Raw genomic sequence first — 18298 nt, 5'->3', positions numbered from 1 at the left:
TTACAAGAACTCCTCACCACCACCACCACCGAGCATGACTTCACCCGAGTCGGCAAGACGTCTGGCTGTTGCCAGGATCTCTTTCTGCGCTGCTTCAACTTCACTGATCCGTACCGGTGGCATTGCCTCCAGATCGTCAGCCATCATTTCAGCTGCACGCTTAGACATGTTCTTCATGATCTTCTCTTTCAGCGAATCGTCGGCACCCTTAATGGCTTTCATCAGGACGTCTTGCTGAACTTCGCGCAGAATAGCCTGAATGCCTCTGTCCTCTACATCCATCAGGTTCTCAAAGACAAACATCAGATCCTGAATTTGCTGAGACATTTCTTCGTCATGCTCACGGATTGAATCCATGAGCTGACCTTCGATGTTGGTATCCAGATAGTTCATGATATCCGCAGCGGCTTTTAGGCCGCCCATTTTCGCAGCTTGCGCACCAGCCTGACCTGCGAATTGTTTCTCCATGATTTCGTTCAGTTCTTGCAATGCCGCAGGTTGAACTTCTTCAAGATTTGCTATCCGCATTGTCAAGTCAAGCCGCACTTTCTCAGGGAACTGCGACAATATTTCAGCTGACTGCTCCGGTTCGAGATAAGACAGTACGATGGTTTGTATCTGCGGGTGCTCGTTACGGATGATATTCGCCACCTGCTTAGAATCCATCCATTTCAAAGAGTCCAGACCTTTGGCGCCAGAGCCCATCACAATCTGATCGATCAGACTGGCGGCTTTGTCCTCACCAAGTGCGGCGGTCAGTGCCTTCTTAATAAAGTCCTCTGACTGGAAGCCTATGGTACTGAAACTTTGGATCTGCTCGATAAACAGATTATGTACCGCACTGATCTTGGCCTGCGATAAGTCATCGAGTGCCGCCATCGCCATACCCACTTTCTGAACCTGCTTCGGTTCAAGATGCTTCAGGATCTGGGCGGCATCTTCTTCCGTCAGGCTGAGTAGCAGGATAGCGGCTTTGTCGACCCCATCCAGTTTATCTACATCAAACGCCGGCGGCAGTTGTTTTTGTTCTTCATCACTCATCTTCAGTTAACCATGCTTTGACTACTTGAGAAGACAGCTCTGGCTCGTTAGCAACCAGTGCACGAACAGCTTTAAGCAAATCTTCATCGCCATGTAAGTCTGGCAATTGTAATGTACCATCGGAAGAGAAGCCAACTGCTGATTCATCAAAGTCATTGTTTAGCATATCTAAAGTACTGTCGCCAAGGTCTACACCTGAGGTTAGCGCATCTTCATCATAATCTTCCAGCGTATCCTCTGGATAAATCAGACGCTTCAGCATAGGTCTGACAACCGCCAGTATTAGTACGATGATAACCAGCGCGCCCATAACCAGGCGGATGGTTTTCATAAACCATTCCTGCTCCCACAGTGGCAAGTCACTCTCTTCAAGAATATTTTCACGTACAAAAGGTACGGTCACCACTTCCAGCGCATCACCACGCTGCATATCGAAGCCTACGCCACCTTGCAATAAACGACGTATGTTGTTGAGCTCTTCCTGTGAGCGCGCAGTCATTACCATGTTGCCTTCGGCATCTGGCTTATTCATGTAGTCCACCGCCACTGAAACACTGATGCGACGGATCACGCCAGTTTGCTGACGCTTGTGTGAAATGGTGGTATCCAGTTCATAGTTACGTGTGGCCTCTTTGTGGACACGTGACGGTGTCGTGCCGGAACCATTGCCCTGGCCTGCCACTTCAGGAATATTGGAGTTCACCGGTGGCTGATTAGTAAGTGCACCTGGGATACCTACAGCCAGGCCACCGACATTATTTTCTTCAAAGGTGGTTTCACTGCGCACCGCGGGTAAGTCGGGGTTGAAACGTTTTTGGGTTTCTTCCACCGCGCTGAAGTCCATCGTCAGATCAACCTGAGCGGTATACTTACCCAGCCCCACTACTGGGATCATGATGCTGTCAATTTTTTCCAGATATTCCTGCTCACGCTTACGCTCGATTTCATATTCTTTACGAGAGCGTGCAGCCAGAGAGTCTTGGGAGCCAGAATTAAGCAAACGACCATTCTGATCTGTCACAGTAACACGTGCCGGCGTCAGGCCCTGTACCGCTGAAGCAACAATATCAACGATTGAATCAACTTCTTCACTATCCAGTGTACGACCACGTTTTAATGTGAGCACCACTGTCGCTGACGGCTGCTTTTCACGTCGCGCGAATACGTTTTCTTTTGGAATCGCCAGCAGGACTTTCGCACGGTTAATATCTTGCAGCTCTTCGATGGTACGCGCTAACTGTTGTTCCCGGCTGTGCTTAAGACGTTCACGTTCAAGACGTTGGCTCACGCCAAACCCCATATCCTGCATCAGGATATCAGTACCACTGCTCGGTGCCTGACTGAACCCGTCACGGGCCATTCTCAGCTTAATATCTTGATAGTCAGACTCTGCAACCATGATGGTATTGCCATCCAGGTCATACTCGATTTTCTGTGCATCCAGAAAGTCCAGTGTCTGAACCAGCTCTTCGGTTGGGTACTGACCTAACGGACGCATATCTGGCTGACGTGCCCAGATAATGATGAAGATAGCGATTGCCAGACAGATAGCAAGTGCGATCACCAAAGTAATCTGGCGGAGCATATCAACACCGCTCAAAGCACTAAAGTAGCCTGATTTTTGCTCTTGTTGCGTATCTGCATCAGCACCAGCTCCTGGAACGGATTGTCCATCAGCAAGTGCCAGATCGGTTGATTGATTGGTAGCCACGATTACTCTCCACTAAACTCTGTTTATACCGGCATGCTCATGATGTCTTTATATGCTTCTATGAGCTTATTTCTGACCTGCATGGTTGCATCAAAGGCCACTGATGATTTGTTTTTAGCTATCATTGCTTCCGCCAGAGAGACGCTGCGGTCACCCATTTCAACCGCGGTCACTTTCTCTTTGGCATCCCGCTGTAGTCCTGCAACCGTATTAAGTGCATCACTGAGTAAATCGCCAAACTGGGCACTTGAGGTTGCCGCCGTTGCCTGGACAGGCAATTTATTCGGGTCCTGGGGTCTGACACGGCCGGCCTCTGAGGCCATTGCCTGCATTTCCTGATAAAGTCCGGTAGATTGAATTTTCATGATCTGGCTCACTTTGTGAGTTATACATAACATGAATAATGCACAAAGCATGCCAAATTAAACTTAAATTAAAACAATAGGTTATGAAAGGTTTTTAAGGGTCGAATTTTTGACAGTGACACAAACCGGTCACAGGAAGGTCATGAATCCGGGCAAGTAGTTGCCCGGATGTCTTAGTTAAATACTTAGGCCGGCACAGGTAAACCCAAATCGCGCATTCTGGCCAGCTTATATCTGAGTGTTCTGGGACTGATCCCAAGTAACTCAGCAACGTCTTTGCGCTTGCCATTACAACGGTTCAGCGTATCGAGAATAATTTGATGTTCCTTATCCTGCAGCTCTTCTTTGTAGCTCAGCCCCTCTGCATCCTCGTTCATGTTCACTGTGATCTCGCCAGCCGGTTCAAGAACACCTGTGGTAAATTCAGCAGGCTCCGTAAGTGACGGTTGTGTTGCGGTTGTGAGCATTGGCGCAAAATTCTCGATAAAAATATCGTCTGCTGCAATGACCGACCCTTGCTGCAAAATAAGCGCCCGCTGAACTACATTATCTAACTCTCTGACGTTACCAGGCCAAGCGTGGCTAAGTAGTTTGTCTTTGGCACAGTGAGACAATACAGGAGTCTCTTTACCGGCTTTATCGCAGTGACGCTGTAACAAGTGCGCTGCAAGTGGGACGATATCTCCGCTGCGCTCTGACAACGGCAACCAAGTCAATGGAAAGACGTTCAATCTGTAATACAAGTCTTCCCGGAAAACACCGTCATTCACGGCTTCTTTAAGATCACGGTTACTGGTTGCCAGAACCCGAACATCCAATTCAATGGTTTTACGACCACCCAGCCGCTCGACTTCTCTTTCCTGCAATACCCTTAACAGCTTAGCTTGCAGACCCAGGTCCATCTCAGTGATTTCGTCTAATAATATAGTTCCTTTCTGTGCCTGTTCAAACTTACCTGGGCAAGCTGTAATCGCACCGGTAAAAGCCCCTTTTTCATATCCAAACAGTGTAGCCTCAAGCATATTTTCGGGAATGGCAGCACAGTTAATTGCCACAAATGGCTGATCAGCACGTTCTGAACGGTCATGAATATAACGCGCAAGAACCTCTTTACCAGAACCACTGGGACCCAGCACCATCACACTGGCATCTGAGCGCGCCACTTTTTTGGCAAGTTCAAGTAACTCCAGGCTTTTACTATCTGCCACTACCGGACCATCGGTTTCTTTCGCTTTTTCAGGCATGTAGCGGCTAACCATATTCAGCAATACTTCGGGCGCAAAAGGTTTTGCCATGTAGTCAATCGCCCCAAGGCGCATCGCTTCAACCGCATCGTCTATGGTGGCGTAGGCCGTCATCATCAGCACAGGTAAATCTGGGTAATTTAGCTTCACCGTCCTGAGCAGGTCTAAGCCACTCATAGCGCCCATTTGTACGTCACTGACAAGCAGTGAAAACACTTGTTGTTTTAACAATATCACTGCCTGTTCAGCACTATCCGCCTCGACGCACTCAAACCCCGACATTTCAAGTGTGTCGATAAGTGCTTCGCGCAATCCGGCATCGTCTTCGACAACTAAAATTTTGTTGCTCATACGGCCTCCTGTAATGATGAATGTTCGCTGGTAATAGGCAATAACATGCTAAAACATGCGCCTCCGGTTTCATTATTGCTAACGTCAACCCGACCTTTATGGGAGTGGGCGACAGAATTCACAACGGCTAACCCCAGGCCTGTGCCTTGTGACTTAGTCGTGTAAAAAGGTTCAAATAGTTTGCTTGCCTGACTCAGGTCAACACCTGGGCCATTGTCAGACACACTGATGCGCACAATGTCTGTTCCGGCATCACGCTGGGCGCAAATCTCTATTTCGGCCCCTGCGCCAATGTGTTGCACACTGTTATGGATCAGATTCTGAATAGCGCTTGCCAGTGCCGTTTTATTACCCAGAATTTCAATATCCGGCTCAGGTAAAGTCACTGTCAATTCGGCTTTGTGCAATGACACCATCGCATCTGCGCCGGCTTTGACCTCACTCAATAGCTGTTGCATCGACACACGTTCAATGACCTGCTGTTCGCCACTTTTTGCGAACAGCAGCATATCGTTAACTTGATTTTCAAGGTCTTTTAGGCGCGACATCAGCTTAGTGTGAAATTTATCTCGTGACTGTGCAGGTAGTTTGCTGCTGCCCAGGTTTGCACCATACAGCATCGCTGCTGACAAAGGTGTACGTACCTGATGGGCCAAAGACGCCACCATTTTGCCCAAAGCACTGAGACGCTGCATATGTGCAACACGTGCCTGAAGGCGTCGCGTTTCTGTCAGATCCGTCATCAGGATCAGTTGACCGGGCTCCGGCGTCAGGGCGGTAATATCAAGTTTGATCAGACGTCCGTCTTTGAGAGACACTTCATGGCCATCATCCTGCTGTGGACAAAAAGAACGCTGGATAATATTAAACCACTTCTCCCCCTCCAGTGGCTCACCCAGCATATCAATGGCTATCTGATTGGCTTTGGCTATCATACCCTGCCCATCTAATACCACCACACCCGCTGGCATGGTATCGACCAGATGACTCAGCCAACTGGCCTGTTGCCGCAAATCGCTCAACTCACCCATATACGCTTCTTGTAATAAGCAAGGGTTGTATTGAGTGGTTGGCACAAATTGTGGATTAATCACTTTTGCTAATGCCATGACGTTGCTCTCATAAATCTAGATATACAGAAAAAGCAATCTCCATGCCAACTTTAAAACTCAATATATTCAATAAATTAAAATCGTAAGGATGCCTTCAAAAGTTTGACACTGTTTATTTGTACAGCGATTAATAATGCGCTAAACTGACTCTAATCACTGTCAACATTAAGGACAATATCATGACCACACGTTGTCACTGGGTCGATTTAAGCAAGCCTGATTACGTTGCGTATCACGACGAAGAATGGGGAAAGCCGGTACTGAATGACGATAAACTGTTCGAGTTTATTACTCTGGAGTCTGCTCAGGCTGGACTCAGTTGGTATACCATATTAAAAAAACGTGATAACTATCGAGCGGCGTTTCATCAGTTTGAGCCGCACAAAGTTGCAGCAATGACAGAGGACGATGTGACCAGGCTGATGGACAATCCCGGGATCATCCGCAATAAATTGAAGATCCAGGCAACCATTAATAACGCAAAACGATTTATCGAAATTCAACAGGAGTTCGGCAGCTTTGCTTACTATCAGTGGCAATTTGTCCACTTTACGCCAATCATAAACACCATTCACAGTCCCGAAGACTATCAGGCAACCACAGAGATAAGCGCACAATTTGCCAAAGATTTAAAAAAGCGTGGTTTCAAATTTCTTGGGCCCACCACAGTCTATGCGCATATGCAGGCCTGTGGCATGGTCAATGATCATCATGATGACTGTTTTTGCAAGGCACCCATATTAGAGGCAAACAAGACGCTGGATATTAAAGCGCAGCTTAGCAAGCTATGATGTGAGGCGCCTTATCATTTAACCGCAGCCAAGCTCTTTGTGTTTAGCTCACAAACACTATAACAAACACATAAGTGTGGCACATCACATTTTAGCCCCCATAAAAAACGGCACCTCCAGGGTGCCGTAATTACGCAATTAGTCACTCTTTCTAATCGCGATTCAGATTGTACTTCTTCATTTTTTCGACCAGGGTTGTACGGCGCACACCGAGGATCTCAGCCGCTCTGGCAACCACATAGTCGTAACGCTCAAGAGCCTGAGTAATAAGACTAATTTCCATCTCAGCCAGATACTCTTTGAGCTCGATACCCTCATCAGGCAGTAACCCCAGGCCCGGTTCCATATTATCCTGATCGAGTGTTTCTTCTTCATCGTCAAAGTCACTGAAGCCATCACTGAACAACTCATTAAAGACGTCTTTTTCAAGCAGCTCTTCCGGATATTCCGGCTCATAGGCTTCCACTTCGATATAACGATACTTACTGGGCAAGTCGGTCACATCGACCACTTTTTCAGGAAACATAATCGCCATGCGTTCCACCAGGTTTGCAAGCTCACGAATATTCCCGGGCCAGCTATGTGCTTTGAGACTGTCAATCGCGCGATCAGTGAACTTCACCGTGCTGCCGCCCTGCTCTGCAACACGACGTAATAACTCTTTTAATAGCAAAGGAATATCATCAGCACGTTCACGCAGGGAGGGGTTTTCAATGGGAAACACATTTAAACGGTAAAACAAATCTTCGCGGAATTTACCTTCTTCAATCATGATTTCCAGATTACGGTGCGTTGCAGCAATAACTCGTACATCCGCCTGGATAGGCTTAGTACCACCAACACGCTCATAACTGCGTTCCTGCAAGACACGTAACAACTTAACTTGCATTTGCAAAGGCATATCGCCGATTTCATCGAGGAATAATGTACCACCTTGCGCTAATTCAAAACGCCCTTTACGTGCAGAAATAGCACCGGTGAAGGCTCCTTTTTCATGTCCGAACAACTCACTCTCAAGTAACTCTCCGGGAATAGCGCCACAGTTAACAGGCACAAAGGGACCTGCATTGCGGTTGGATAGCAAGTGCACATTTCGCGCAACCACCTCTTTACCGGTTCCGGATTCGCCCAGGATCAGGACATTGGCGTCTGTTTTCGCAACCTGAGAAATCAAAAAACGCACTTCTTTGACGGCTTTTGTATCTCCCACCAGGCCGTCAAACGATTTCGCATCATTCAGCTGAGTCGACTTACCCGGCAACATGCGCTGGTATTGCTGACAATCATGCAATAGCTGCATGGTCACTTCCTGACTAAATGGCTCCGTGATAAGACCAATCACGTTTGCCAACGATAGTAGCGGCCTTAGAGTTTCGCCAATCAGCAAAAACGGTACTGCGGGCAAAGATTTGATCAACGCCTCATGATTTAGTTGTGACAGAGCCCCCAAGATAACCACTGGCTCTTGTAGGTTATTCAACAGATCGGCGGAAAATTCCGACTCCGCAATCACCTGTGCTGGCTGTCCAACGAAACTCAATGCCGCTGCCAGTCCGGCTGCTCTGTTATTATTGTTATCCAGGATCGTAATCATGCCCGCAAGATCCAACTTCTTCGTATATATCAATAGTAATGATTGTAAGTCAGTGACATGGGGATGCAATACCTAAGTGGCAAGTTTTTGACATCAACGCCAAAAAAACGCCGCTGCCTATGCGCCAAATCAATACTTAAGGATTAAAATTTAGAAAAATCAGAGAGGCGTACTTTTATAAGGGACGAGATGAACGCCTCAGAATAACCTATAACGTCGCAACAATGGCGTTCTGGAACCTGGTACTATTTTAAAAACAGCCGCATGCTGACGACGCTAAGCTCAACGTGTCTGAGGCGCGAAAAACAATAAAAAAGCCAGCATTAAATTGCCGGCTCTTTTAAAACACTGTACTAACCAACGTTTGACTTACAACAGCCCGAGCACCGATGAAGCAGACTGGTTTGCCTGTCCGCGCAATGCAATGGACGCCTGAGATAAAATATCGTTGGCCGTTTGTTCGGCAACCGCACTTGCGTAGTCAGTATCCTGAATACGACTCTGACTTTCTGCGATATTGTCTCTTTGTGTTCCCAGGCCACGTATGGTGCTATTGAGTGTGTTTTCAAACGCCCCCAGCTGAGTCCTTTGTGTATTGAGCGCCTCCGACACTTGATCTGCCGCATCAATCGCCGTTTGTGCGCCAGCCTGAGTCGAAATGTCTACACTCAGGATCGGGTTAGCGAAACTGCCATCAGACGCCGTGAAACCTTGCGTTGTATTTGCATCTGGCCCCACCTGGAAGCTTGTCTGATTACCATCAAACAGTGCCTGTCCCCCAAACGTTGTATTAGCGAAGGTATCTGAGATCTGCGACTGAAGCTGCGACACTTCGTCTTGCAAAGCTTGCCTGTCACTGTCTGTCAGCGCACCACTGCCAGACTGAAGTGACAACTCTCGGATCCGCGATACAGCATCGTTCACGCCAGACAAGGCAGAATCGGTTGTTTGCGAATAAGAAATACCATCATAAGCATTGCGGATAGACTGATTGTAGCCTTCCTGCTGAGATGTCAGACGGTTGATTATCTGCAACGCTGCTGCATCATCGGCTGCTGAGTTGACCTTTTTACCACTTGCAAGCTGTTGATTAAGCTTGTTATTGGTTTGATCAACCCGGTTAAAAAAACTAGTACTTTGAGAATTTATCTGCATAACGCCTCCCCATCAGGTGTTATTACCTCTAAGTCTACCCCTTTGTGTTCAAAAAGTCATCTATTGTCAGAAATTGAATAGCAGTCTATGTATATTTACTGCAAATTATCAATATCTGATATAAAGTATTGAGTAATCGCTTTTTTATCTTTTTAAGGGAATTTTGTTACAGTCATACCTTTTTCTATACTGTAAAGAATTCAATGCACCTTTAGGTGGACTTTTATGTTTGACAATAAGACTATTCTCATCACAGGCGGCACAGGCTCATTTGGTAAAAAGTATGTCAAAACGCTTTTAACCCGATACAAGCCAAAGAAAATTATTGTTTTTTCTCGTGATGAATTAAAGCAGTTTGAGATGCAGCAGATATTCAACGATCCCTGTATGCGCTACTTTATCGGTGACGTCCGAGACAAAAGCCGCCTTTATCGAGCGATGCAAGGTGTAGATTATGTGATCCATGCGGCAGCACTCAAGCAGGTGCCAGCAGCTGAATACAATCCCATGGAATGTATCAAAACCAATATCAATGGGGCTGAAAACGTCATTGAAGCAGCGCTGGACAACAATGTTGAAAAAGTGATCGCCCTGTCAACAGATAAAGCAGCAAACCCAATTAACCTATATGGTGCAACTAAACTGGCTTCTGATAAGCTATTTGTTGCTGCGAATAATATCGCCGGTGGTCATAAGACCTTATTCTCAGTTGTCCGGTACGGCAATGTGGTATGCTCTCGAGGGTCGGTTGTCCCCGTATTTCAGCGTTTTATCGATGAAGGGTGTGACCATATCCCTATTACCCATGCTGACATGACCCGGTTTTGGATTAGTCTCCAGCAAGGTGTCGACTTTGTACTGAAGAATTTTGAACGAATGATGGGGGGTGAGATTTTCGTACCTAAGATACCTTCGATTCGTATTGTTGACCTTGCCACTGCAATGGCACCGCAACTGCCGCATAAGATCGTGGGTATACGCCCTGGAGAAAAATTGCACGAAGTGATGTGTCCCGAAGACCTTTGTTTTGACACCTTTGAATTTAGTGACCATTTTGTAATTGCACCCGGTATCAAATTCAGTAGCCGTAGCAATGATTTCGATACCAATGCCCTGGGCGAGCAAGGCCATGCTGTCGCACCAGGCTTTGAGTATAATTCGCTCAGTAATCCAGACTATCTCTCTATAGAAGAAATAAAAGCTTTCAATGCTCAGGCATTAGCTTAATACGCCAGGAGGACAGCATGATCCCTTATGGCAAACAGAACATCGCACAACAGGACATTGACGCAGTCGTCGCGGTGTTGCAGTCTGATTTTTTGACCCAAGGACCGGTTGTACCTCAGTTTGAACAAGCCGTCGCCAGATATTGCCAAGCGCCACATGCCGTGGCAGTAAATAGTGCCACGTCGGCTTTACACGTTGCCTGTATGGCACTCGATGTCACACAAAACAGTTTGGTCTGGACGGTGCCAAATTCTTTTGTTGCCTCGGCAAACTGTGCGCTCTATTGCGGCGCATCCGTCGACTTCGTGGATATCGATGAGACGTCGGGCAACCTGTGTGTACTTGCATTGGCAGAAAAGTTACGGCACGCACAGGAAACCGACCGCTTACCCGATGTGGTTATCCCCGTACACTTTGCAGGCCAGTCTTGTGACATGGAAGCCATCGCGAAGTTGGCCAGGCAGTATGGTTTTAAAATCATCGAAGATGCATCCCATGCCATCGGGGGACGCTATCAGAGTAATCCTGTCGGCCACTGCGACTATTCGGATATTTGTGTATTCAGCTTCCATCCGGTAAAAATCATTACATCGGCAGAAGGTGGAATGGCCGTCACACAAAATGAGGCGCTTGCGCAGCGTATGCGCTCATTGCGTAGTCATGGTATTACTGCAGACCCGGCGCTGCTGACCGAGCCAAGTCATGGGCCCTGGTATTATCAACAGCAAGCACTAGGATTCAATTATCGGATGACCGATCTACATGCTGCATTGGGTTTGAGCCAACTAGCGCAGCTTGATCAATTTGTTGCCACGCGTAACAAGTTGGCACAACACTACGACGCTCTGTTTGCGCAGGTGGAAGGCGTAACCCCTTTGGCTCAATCAGAAAACCAATACAGCGCCTATCACCTCTATGTCGTCAGAATTGCTGACAGTACCCGGCAATTACACCAGTATCTGGTCTCCCAGCTGAGAGCAAAAGGGGTCTTTGCTCATGTGCACTATATCCCGATCTATTTGCAGCCTTACTATCAACAACAAGGGTTTAAGGCTGGTTATTGCCCGGCCAGCGAAGCGTACTATCACAGTGCCATCACTCTACCCTTATTTCCGTCTTTAACAGCACCACAGCAACAACAGGTCGTTGACACCCTTAGTCAGCTACTCTGCGACTGGCAACACACTCAAACAGCACTGAAGGAGTAGCAGCCCATGACAACTAAGCCTTTAAACCTTGCCTTTATCGGTGGAGGAACGAACTCGGCCGTTGGCTACGTACATTTTACCGCTGCACAACTAGACAATCGCTTCAAAGTGGTTGCAGGTGCCTTCAGTCGCGATCATAGCGCCAATGAAGCGACCGCACAGCAGTGGGACATTGCCCCTGAGCGGACCTATAGCGACTGGCGCACGCTTATTAAACAAGAAAAAAATCAGGTGGACGCCGTGGTGGTGCTTACGCCCACGCCTCATCACTTGGAGGTGCTAACGGCATTACTGAATGAAAATATTCCGATCATTTGCGAAAAGTCACTGGTCTGTGGTACCTCTGAAACACAAGCATTGGCTACTGTGTATGACCCGGCTAAACATTTCCTGGCTGTAACCTATAACTACAGTGGCTATGCTATGGTTCGTGAACTCAAGCACCTAATTGCTCAGGGAAAGTTAGGTCAGATCCAAAAAATTCACCTGGAGATGCCCCAGGAAGGCTTCAAGCGCCCGCCCGATATCGCAGGCAAACCAGCCAAGCCTCAGGCGTGGCGACTTCAGGACTATCAGGTCCCTACTATCTGCCTTGACTTGGGCGTCCATTTACATCACTTGTCGAGCTATTTACTGGAACGGGAACCCACAGAAACCTGTGCTCAGTTTGCCAATCACTCAGACTATCCGGGATTGATTGACGATGTGCAAATGCTCCTAAAATACCCTGACGGGATCCACGGCAGCATGTGGATGTCAAAAACCGCCATCGGCCACCGAAATGGGTTGCAGGTTAGGGTCTATGGTACAACGGGTAGTGCTACCTGGGTACAACTCAACCCAGATGAATTACAGCTGCAGTTTAGTGATGGTAGACGTGAGATACTGGACCGTGCAGGTCAGTGTCAGTATGCCAACCAGTTCCGGTACAATCGAATGAAACCAGGTCATCCGACCGGATTTGTTGAAGCGTTTGCAAATCTATACACTGACATTCATCAGGCTTTATCTGCACATCTGGCAGGCACAGCCCCTAAGAACGAGTATGTGTTTGGATTCGCTCAGGCTCAGGCAAGTATGGCGCTGTTTGAAGCAGCAGTCACTTCGAATGAGCAACACAGTTGGTGTCAGGTTTGAGCCTGACACCCGGATCACACTTCTGAAAAACGTGTTTTCACATCATTTCTGAGAACCTTCCCCATCGGCGTTCTTGGCAGCGCACTAATGCGTTCGAGCGAGCGCGGTTGCTGATAGTCCGTCAGCTCAGACAAACACAGTAGCCTTAACTCACGGCTGATATCCGTGTCATCCTGTTGCTCATAGACCACTTTGATGTACTCACCCAACTGCCTGTCTGCACAACCAAAAGCCACACAATCCACCACTTTCGGATGCTTTCTGAAAACCGCCTCAATGTCCTGAGGAAAAATATTGATCCCCCCACTGGAGATCACTTCTTTTTTTCGCCCAACATAATACAGGAAGCCATCTTCATCCAGATAACCCAAGTCGCCGGTCAGAAAATAGCCCTGCGGATCAAATGCATCCTGAGTTTGCTGAGGCATTTTCAGATAACCGCTGAAGCCAGTTATCGTCTGACACGCAATTTCGCCCACTTCCCCCTCATCCACGGCATGTCCCTGCTGATCCAGGATCTTAACCTGCACAAACGGCAAAGCCTCACCGACGGCGCCGTTTTTATCTCGTCGTTCACTAACACAAAAATCACTGACCACACCCACTTCAGAAGCACCATAGCACTCGTGAAAACGACAGGGTAACTTGCGCAACAAAGCCTGCTTGGACTCAGCTGACAGCACCGCCGAGGAGGACACCACACAACGCAACGAACTCAAATCAGCCTCTTCGTCACTGCTTAACAAACTCTCTAATTGAGCCGATACCGCAAACAGAAAACTAACTTGATGCGTCTCAATAGCACAGAGCCACTTTGATAACGTAAACTTAGGCAAGATCACACTGGTTGCGCCTAACATCAGGGGCATCAATACCCCCCGCTGGGCAAGTGAGTGATACAGTGGCGTCGCAACCAGCACGACTTCGTCTGGGGTTAACCCGTAGTAATTTATCGTGGCGTCATAGGCACGGCTGATCTTACATTGCTGGCTTAGTACTATCGGTTTGGGCTGACCTGTGGAGCCGGATGTCATGGTTAGTATATAGGGGTCATTGACATCAATCTTTTGCGCTGGTGCACTCACCGACTGCACCACCGACTCCTCTGACATAATGTCGTGCCAGCAGGGCTCATCCGCAACAGGCTGTGACAAACTGATTAAGTTAGTGGGGTCAATGACGGCGTCTGCCAGTAAAGTTCGACCAATAGAAGGCCAAGCGATCACTGCCGCAACCGGCGTTTTCTTCAGCGCCACCGACAACGCATCACCTTTGAGACTGATAGGCAAAGGCACAATGGCCAGGCCCAGGCGGGCCGCCGCCAGCATCACAACCGGATACTCAAGGCCATTCGGAGCAAACAACGCCACCCGTTGACCAGGCCGTAATCCTAAACGATCAAAATGCACGCAAAGCTTCAATACCTGAGCATTCAGCGCCTGATAACTCAAAGTCTGTTGCTCAAACACCAATGCGGTTTTATCTGGCTGAGACTGCACATGCTGTGCAAAAATTTGATAGATATTACTCACAATCTGTCCTCTATGGATATTTGGCAACAAAATTAAAGTCTGCGGGACTGGCATTGGGAAAAAGCAGCCGCGCGGCGTCATGACCGGGCTCATTTTCAGTCAACGCAACAAAGCCGGCGCGCTCGTTCAGCAAGTTGACAAACCGGTTTTGCTTGTTGATCACTGCCACCCAAATTGCATCAGGATAAACCTGAGCCGTGTGTGATAGCTGCCATTGCAAGATCAGTTGCGCATGCACAAAATTCACCTTATCACTGGCTGCAAACCAGCCACCAAACAGATAAGTCTGCCCTGCTATTTCCGCACATTGATGCCAAACATAGAGTAATGGTTCACCGTCTTGCGACAGCACAAATGAGTCACGTGTTTGACGGAACCACCAGCGATAATGATCAACTTTATCAATGCGATCGGTAATAGTCATACGCCAGGCATTGTCGCTGCGATTACGTGCGTTAAGGTAGCTGTTGATGTGTTTATCTATCACAGGATACAAGTGTAAGTTATCTGCAAGCGCCCAGCTCACTCCAGGCTCGCTCGAAGCGCTACGCGCCAATGTCAAACCCGATACAGCGTTGCCTAAGAGTACAGACGCGATACGTTTAGCCCCCATCCCATCCACGATGACAGAAGCCTCTGAACACAATTGTTGCACCCGAGTATGTGCACTGAATAACGAGGCGATCAACTCAACCACTTTATGCGTAGCATGTGTCAACAGGTTGGGAATATGGAGATAATGACCCAGCGCTTCCAAATCTGCCTGGGCATTATTCTGATTATCGGCCAGACTAAAACTCAGCGCAGGCGTTTGTGTTGCGGCCAGTTCATATAGGGATGTCCCGAGCGCCCCCACAAACAGGCCACAGCGCTGATAATATTGTGCGAGACTAGTTGCCTGTTCAATTAAAGTCAGCCGTGGGTGTTGTGCTGCCAAAGAGCGCAGTTGTTCAGTGCCTGTCGCTTTAGGTCCAATCACCACTTTTATCGCTGTGGTTTCAAGCCCTTGTGGAGGCGTTTTAAGTAAACGGTCTATCCATGCAGCTGGCACATGCCAATCTCCGCCGCCACCCAGCGAAAATAATAGTCCGCCATCACGCGTTTGAGCCGCTGGACAGTGATATTCTGGTGCCAAAATACTGTAATCCGGCCCCAGTAAAGTCTGGCTGTGTGCTGCCAGCTTTCCATCATAACGCACAGCGGTTTGTGACCCCTGCCATTTAGCATCAACCACTAAATCGGCGACGTGCTCCCGGGCTAAGTCATCCATTGCCAACAACGGCACGCCACTTTGCCGGATGCGTGATTCCCAGCGCACATCGAAACCATATCCATCGACCACCCAGCGACTGACCAAATCACCTCGATGCGCCAAAATATCCAGTGCAAACTGCGCGTCACTGACCGGATCCGGCTGCTGCGGTACTTCAACCAATACGATATTCATATCTTGATAAAAGCGCGCGGGCACCGTGTTTTCGTCCACCAGCATTACCACTTGCTGATGTTGCTCAATCAGCGCTTTGGCCAGCCACTTCATGCGCATAAAGTGACCCAGGCCACAGCGCGTATCCACACGAATTGCTATCATGCGAGTGCCACTATGGCATCAACAAAATTACCCACTTGTGCATTGCTTGACTCAAGCAGCAATTCCGGTGGGACAGACAACCCAAAATGCGCTTCAATATGCATGATCATCGACAATACTTCGAAAGAGTCCAGCACCCCTGCGGCAATAAAGTCGAAGGACTCAAAGTCCGCTTCGCTTACAACCACAGCGCGCACTTCGAAAAACTCTTTTAACAAAACCACTACGGCTTCACGCTGTATGCTCATAGCATATCTCCCCAGCTCAACTGCATCCCGCGTATCAGCGCCTTATTTACCGTGCGGCCAATCACATCTGGTAACGATTTGGGCATGATCTCGCCGCCACCCGGACGCATCTGTGCCACATGCTCTGCAGTGATCCGCTCACCTGCTTGAATGTCTTTAACGATGTAAACACAGCGGCGTGCTTTGGACGCCTCACTCGGGTAATGAACCTGCCCCATCGCCATTTCTATTTGCCGCACGCCATGCACCAGGGCTGCTAGTTCATCAGGTGTCATTGAGAAAAAGCTGTCAGCGGTATCGTCCTCTTTGCTCATCACAAAGTGCTTTTCAATCATGCAAGCGCCCACAGCCACCGACGCCAATGGAACGTCATTGCCTAGGGTATGATCAGACAAGCCAACAGGACAACCAAAAGCTTCTCGCATGTGCGGAATGGTACGCAGATTAATGCTGTCAGCGGGCGCAGGGTAAGTGCTGGTGCACTTCATCAAACATAGCTCGTTAATACCCGCTTCCTCAGCCACCTTTACGGCTTCAGCAATCTCAACCAAAGTCGCTCCCCCTGTCGACATAATCACAGGCTTGTTGGTTGCTGCCACATCGCGGATAAGTTGATGATCAATTAACTCCGGCGAGGCAATTTTGTAGGCCGGCGCATTCAGCTGAGCCAGCAAATCAACGGCCGTTTTGTCAAAAGGGGATGAGAAGCAGGTAATACCAATTTTTTCAGCCAACTCAAATAACTCAGCATGAAAGTCCCAGGGCATGTAGGCCCCTTTATAGAGGTCATACAAATATTGCCCCTGCCATGGGCCCGTAGCCTCAAAATGTGGCAATTTACAATCCATGGTCAGGGTATCTGCGGTGTAGGTTTGCAGCTTAATCGCATTGGCTCCTGCTTCTTTTGCCGCATAAACCAACTCTTTGGCCTTGGTTAAAGATTGGCCATGATTTGCAGACATTTCTGCAATGATGTAGCAGGGCTGGTCATGGCCAACTTGGTCACCTACTATGGTAATCTGTTTCTGAAAATTCACTGTACGCCTTCTTGTTTTACGCTGGCATCTCTATCAAGTTAAGCAAAAAGTGCGCCCTTTTTGAAAAAATGAATAAACATTGTCCAAAGTCAATAGGTTCGCGCGCTTCAACGCCACTTTGTCTCTGTCTTTGAGTGTAATCATTTGCTATATTGATCTCAATTACAATGATAACAATGACTTCAATGAATAAAGTTCAGATCATTATTCAGGCAAGAATGACCTCTACTCGTCTACCCGGCAAAGTACTGCTGCCACTGTGTACTAGCACTGTGCTGCAAGTGATGTTGGAGCGACTTCAAGATTTGACGGAAAATGTGATCGTAGCAACGACCGACGATGGCAGCGAACACCCTATTGTCGCTCTGTGTCAACGTCTTGGAGTGAAGTATTTTCGGGGCAGTACTGAAGATGTACTGAGTCGCTACTATCTGGCAGCCCGTCAGTTTGGTGCACAAGACAATACCGCCATTGTACGCCTGACCAGTGACTGTCCTCTCATTGATGCTGATTTGGTTCGTCAAGCCATCACTTACTACCATAATCATGACGTAGATATGGTCAGCCTCGGCCCACATAGCGGTTTTCCTCGCGGTCTCGATACCTGTGTATTCGCATTTCGATTGCTGGCGCGCACACACCAGCTCGCAACAAGCGCACCAGACAGAGAGCATGTCACTTTAGGTATGGCAAAGTTCAATACCATGAATAGCCACATCATCAGTGCAGGCGACGACCACAGCCACTATCGGCTGACACTAGACGAGCCGGACGACTACACCGCAATTAAGGCAATATATCAGCAATTGGATAACCGCCTCGACTTTGGTTACAGCGAGTTGTTAGAAACATTAAAGAATCATCCCCACCTTGCCGATATAAATAAGCACGTTGAACAAAAAACTGTTTAGCACAGAGTAGGTCTTTGACACCTGCATTTTAGGCACGATATTT

At 48.1% G+C, this 18298-nt stretch carries 16 protein-coding genes; 5 read left to right on the top strand and 11 right to left on the bottom strand.

The features are described 5' to 3' along the window. The 5 genes from fliG to CWC22_RS06570 form a co-directional block, all read right to left on the bottom strand. On the bottom strand, positions 1-1041 hold the full coding sequence (fliG, locus tag CWC22_RS06590) for a flagellar motor switch protein FliG (RefSeq protein ID WP_010385674.1): 1041 nt from the start codon (positions 1039-1041) through the stop codon (positions 1-3). Further along, positions 1034-2755: a flagellar basal-body MS-ring/collar protein FliF gene (gene fliF, locus CWC22_RS06585; RefSeq protein ID WP_125563826.1), complete on the bottom strand. Its 1722-nt coding sequence runs from the start codon at positions 2753-2755 to the stop codon at positions 1034-1036. Before fliF ends, fliG begins: the two co-directional genes overlap by 8 nt. Before the next feature lie 20 nt (positions 2756-2775). Then, the gene (gene fliE, locus CWC22_RS06580) at positions 2776-3117 is read right to left on the bottom strand and encodes a flagellar hook-basal body complex protein FliE (protein WP_010385672.1); all 342 of its coding nucleotides are present in this window, start codon (positions 3115-3117) and stop codon (positions 2776-2778) included. Positions 3118-3302: 185 nt separating this feature from the next. Next, on the bottom strand, positions 3303-4712 hold the full coding sequence (locus CWC22_RS06575) for a sigma-54-dependent transcriptional regulator (RefSeq protein ID WP_138538169.1): 1410 nt from the start codon (positions 4710-4712) through the stop codon (positions 3303-3305). Next, positions 4709-5821: a sensor histidine kinase gene (locus CWC22_RS06570; RefSeq protein WP_138538168.1), complete on the bottom strand. Its 1113-nt coding sequence runs from the start codon at positions 5819-5821 to the stop codon at positions 4709-4711. Before CWC22_RS06570 ends, CWC22_RS06575 begins: the two co-directional genes overlap by 4 nt. Before the next feature lie 182 nt (positions 5822-6003). Here CWC22_RS06570 and CWC22_RS06565 point away from each other — a divergent pair, with 182 nt between their 5' ends. Continuing rightward, complete coding sequence (locus tag CWC22_RS06565) at positions 6004-6615, top strand: DNA-3-methyladenine glycosylase I (RefSeq protein ID WP_138538167.1); 612 nt, start codon at positions 6004-6006, stop codon at positions 6613-6615. Between the two features lie 151 nt (positions 6616-6766). On the opposite strand, the gene CWC22_RS06560 is transcribed toward CWC22_RS06565, so the two are convergent. Together CWC22_RS06560 and CWC22_RS06555 are read right to left on the bottom strand one after the other, a co-directional pair. After that, positions 6767-8209 carry a sigma-54 dependent transcriptional regulator gene (locus CWC22_RS06560; protein WP_138538166.1) on the bottom strand — a complete coding sequence of 481 codons (1443 nt, stop codon included), beginning with the start codon at positions 8207-8209 and terminating at the stop codon, positions 6767-6769. A gap of 369 nt (positions 8210-8578) precedes the next feature. Continuing rightward, complete coding sequence (locus tag CWC22_RS06555; RefSeq protein ID WP_125563834.1) at positions 8579-9364, bottom strand: flagellin; 786 nt, start codon at positions 9362-9364, stop codon at positions 8579-8581. A gap of 225 nt (positions 9365-9589) precedes the next feature. Here CWC22_RS06555 and pseB point away from each other — a divergent pair, with 225 nt between their 5' ends. From pseB to CWC22_RS06540, 3 genes are read left to right on the top strand one after another with little or no spacing between them, the layout of a single operon-like run. Then, positions 9590-10591: a UDP-N-acetylglucosamine 4,6-dehydratase (inverting) gene (pseB, locus tag CWC22_RS06550; RefSeq protein WP_138538165.1), complete on the top strand. Its 1002-nt coding sequence runs from the start codon at positions 9590-9592 to the stop codon at positions 10589-10591. 17 nt (positions 10592-10608) lie between these two features. Further along, positions 10609-11799 (top strand): UDP-4-amino-4,6-dideoxy-N-acetyl-beta-L-altrosamine transaminase, encoded by a 1191-nt coding sequence (gene pseC, locus CWC22_RS06545; RefSeq protein ID WP_138538164.1) that lies wholly within the window; start codon positions 10609-10611, stop codon positions 11797-11799. A 6-nt stretch (positions 11800-11805) separates the two neighbouring features. Continuing rightward, a complete protein-coding gene (locus CWC22_RS06540; protein WP_138538163.1) occupies positions 11806-12936 on the top strand; it encodes a Gfo/Idh/MocA family protein in 1131 nt (376 codons plus the stop codon). Positions 12937-12950: 14 nt separating this feature from the next. On the opposite strand, the gene CWC22_RS06535 is transcribed toward CWC22_RS06540, so the two are convergent. From CWC22_RS06535 to pseI, 4 genes are read right to left on the bottom strand one after another with little or no spacing between them, the layout of a single operon-like run. After that, complete coding sequence (locus CWC22_RS06535) at positions 12951-14468, bottom strand: class I adenylate-forming enzyme family protein (protein WP_230090629.1); 1518 nt, start codon at positions 14466-14468, stop codon at positions 12951-12953. 10 nt (positions 14469-14478) lie between these two features. Continuing rightward, positions 14479-16059: a pseudaminic acid biosynthesis protein PseG gene (locus CWC22_RS06530; RefSeq protein WP_138538162.1), complete on the bottom strand. Its 1581-nt coding sequence runs from the start codon at positions 16057-16059 to the stop codon at positions 14479-14481. Then, positions 16056-16307 carry a phosphopantetheine-binding protein gene (locus CWC22_RS06525; protein WP_138538161.1) on the bottom strand — a complete coding sequence of 84 codons (252 nt, stop codon included), beginning with the start codon at positions 16305-16307 and terminating at the stop codon, positions 16056-16058. The genes CWC22_RS06530 and CWC22_RS06525 overlap by 4 nt, the downstream gene beginning before the upstream one ends. Continuing rightward, entirely contained in the window at positions 16304-17344 is a 1041-nt protein-coding gene (pseI, locus tag CWC22_RS06520) for a pseudaminic acid synthase (protein ID WP_138538160.1), read from the bottom strand. The genes CWC22_RS06525 and pseI overlap by 4 nt, the downstream gene beginning before the upstream one ends. Before the next feature lie 185 nt (positions 17345-17529). On the opposite strand from pseI, the gene CWC22_RS06515 reads away from it, so the two are divergent. Beyond that, a complete protein-coding gene (locus CWC22_RS06515; RefSeq protein ID WP_138538181.1) occupies positions 17530-18255 on the top strand; it encodes a cytidylyltransferase domain-containing protein in 726 nt (241 codons plus the stop codon). Positions 18256-18298 lie beyond the last annotated feature (43 nt).

This window comes from Pseudoalteromonas rubra (assembly GCF_005886805.2).
Lineage (GTDB): Bacteria > Pseudomonadota > Gammaproteobacteria > Enterobacterales > Alteromonadaceae > Pseudoalteromonas > Pseudoalteromonas rubra_D.
The sequence above is the reverse complement of the archived record's forward strand: the minus strand, read 5'-3'. Positions and strand labels throughout refer to the sequence as shown.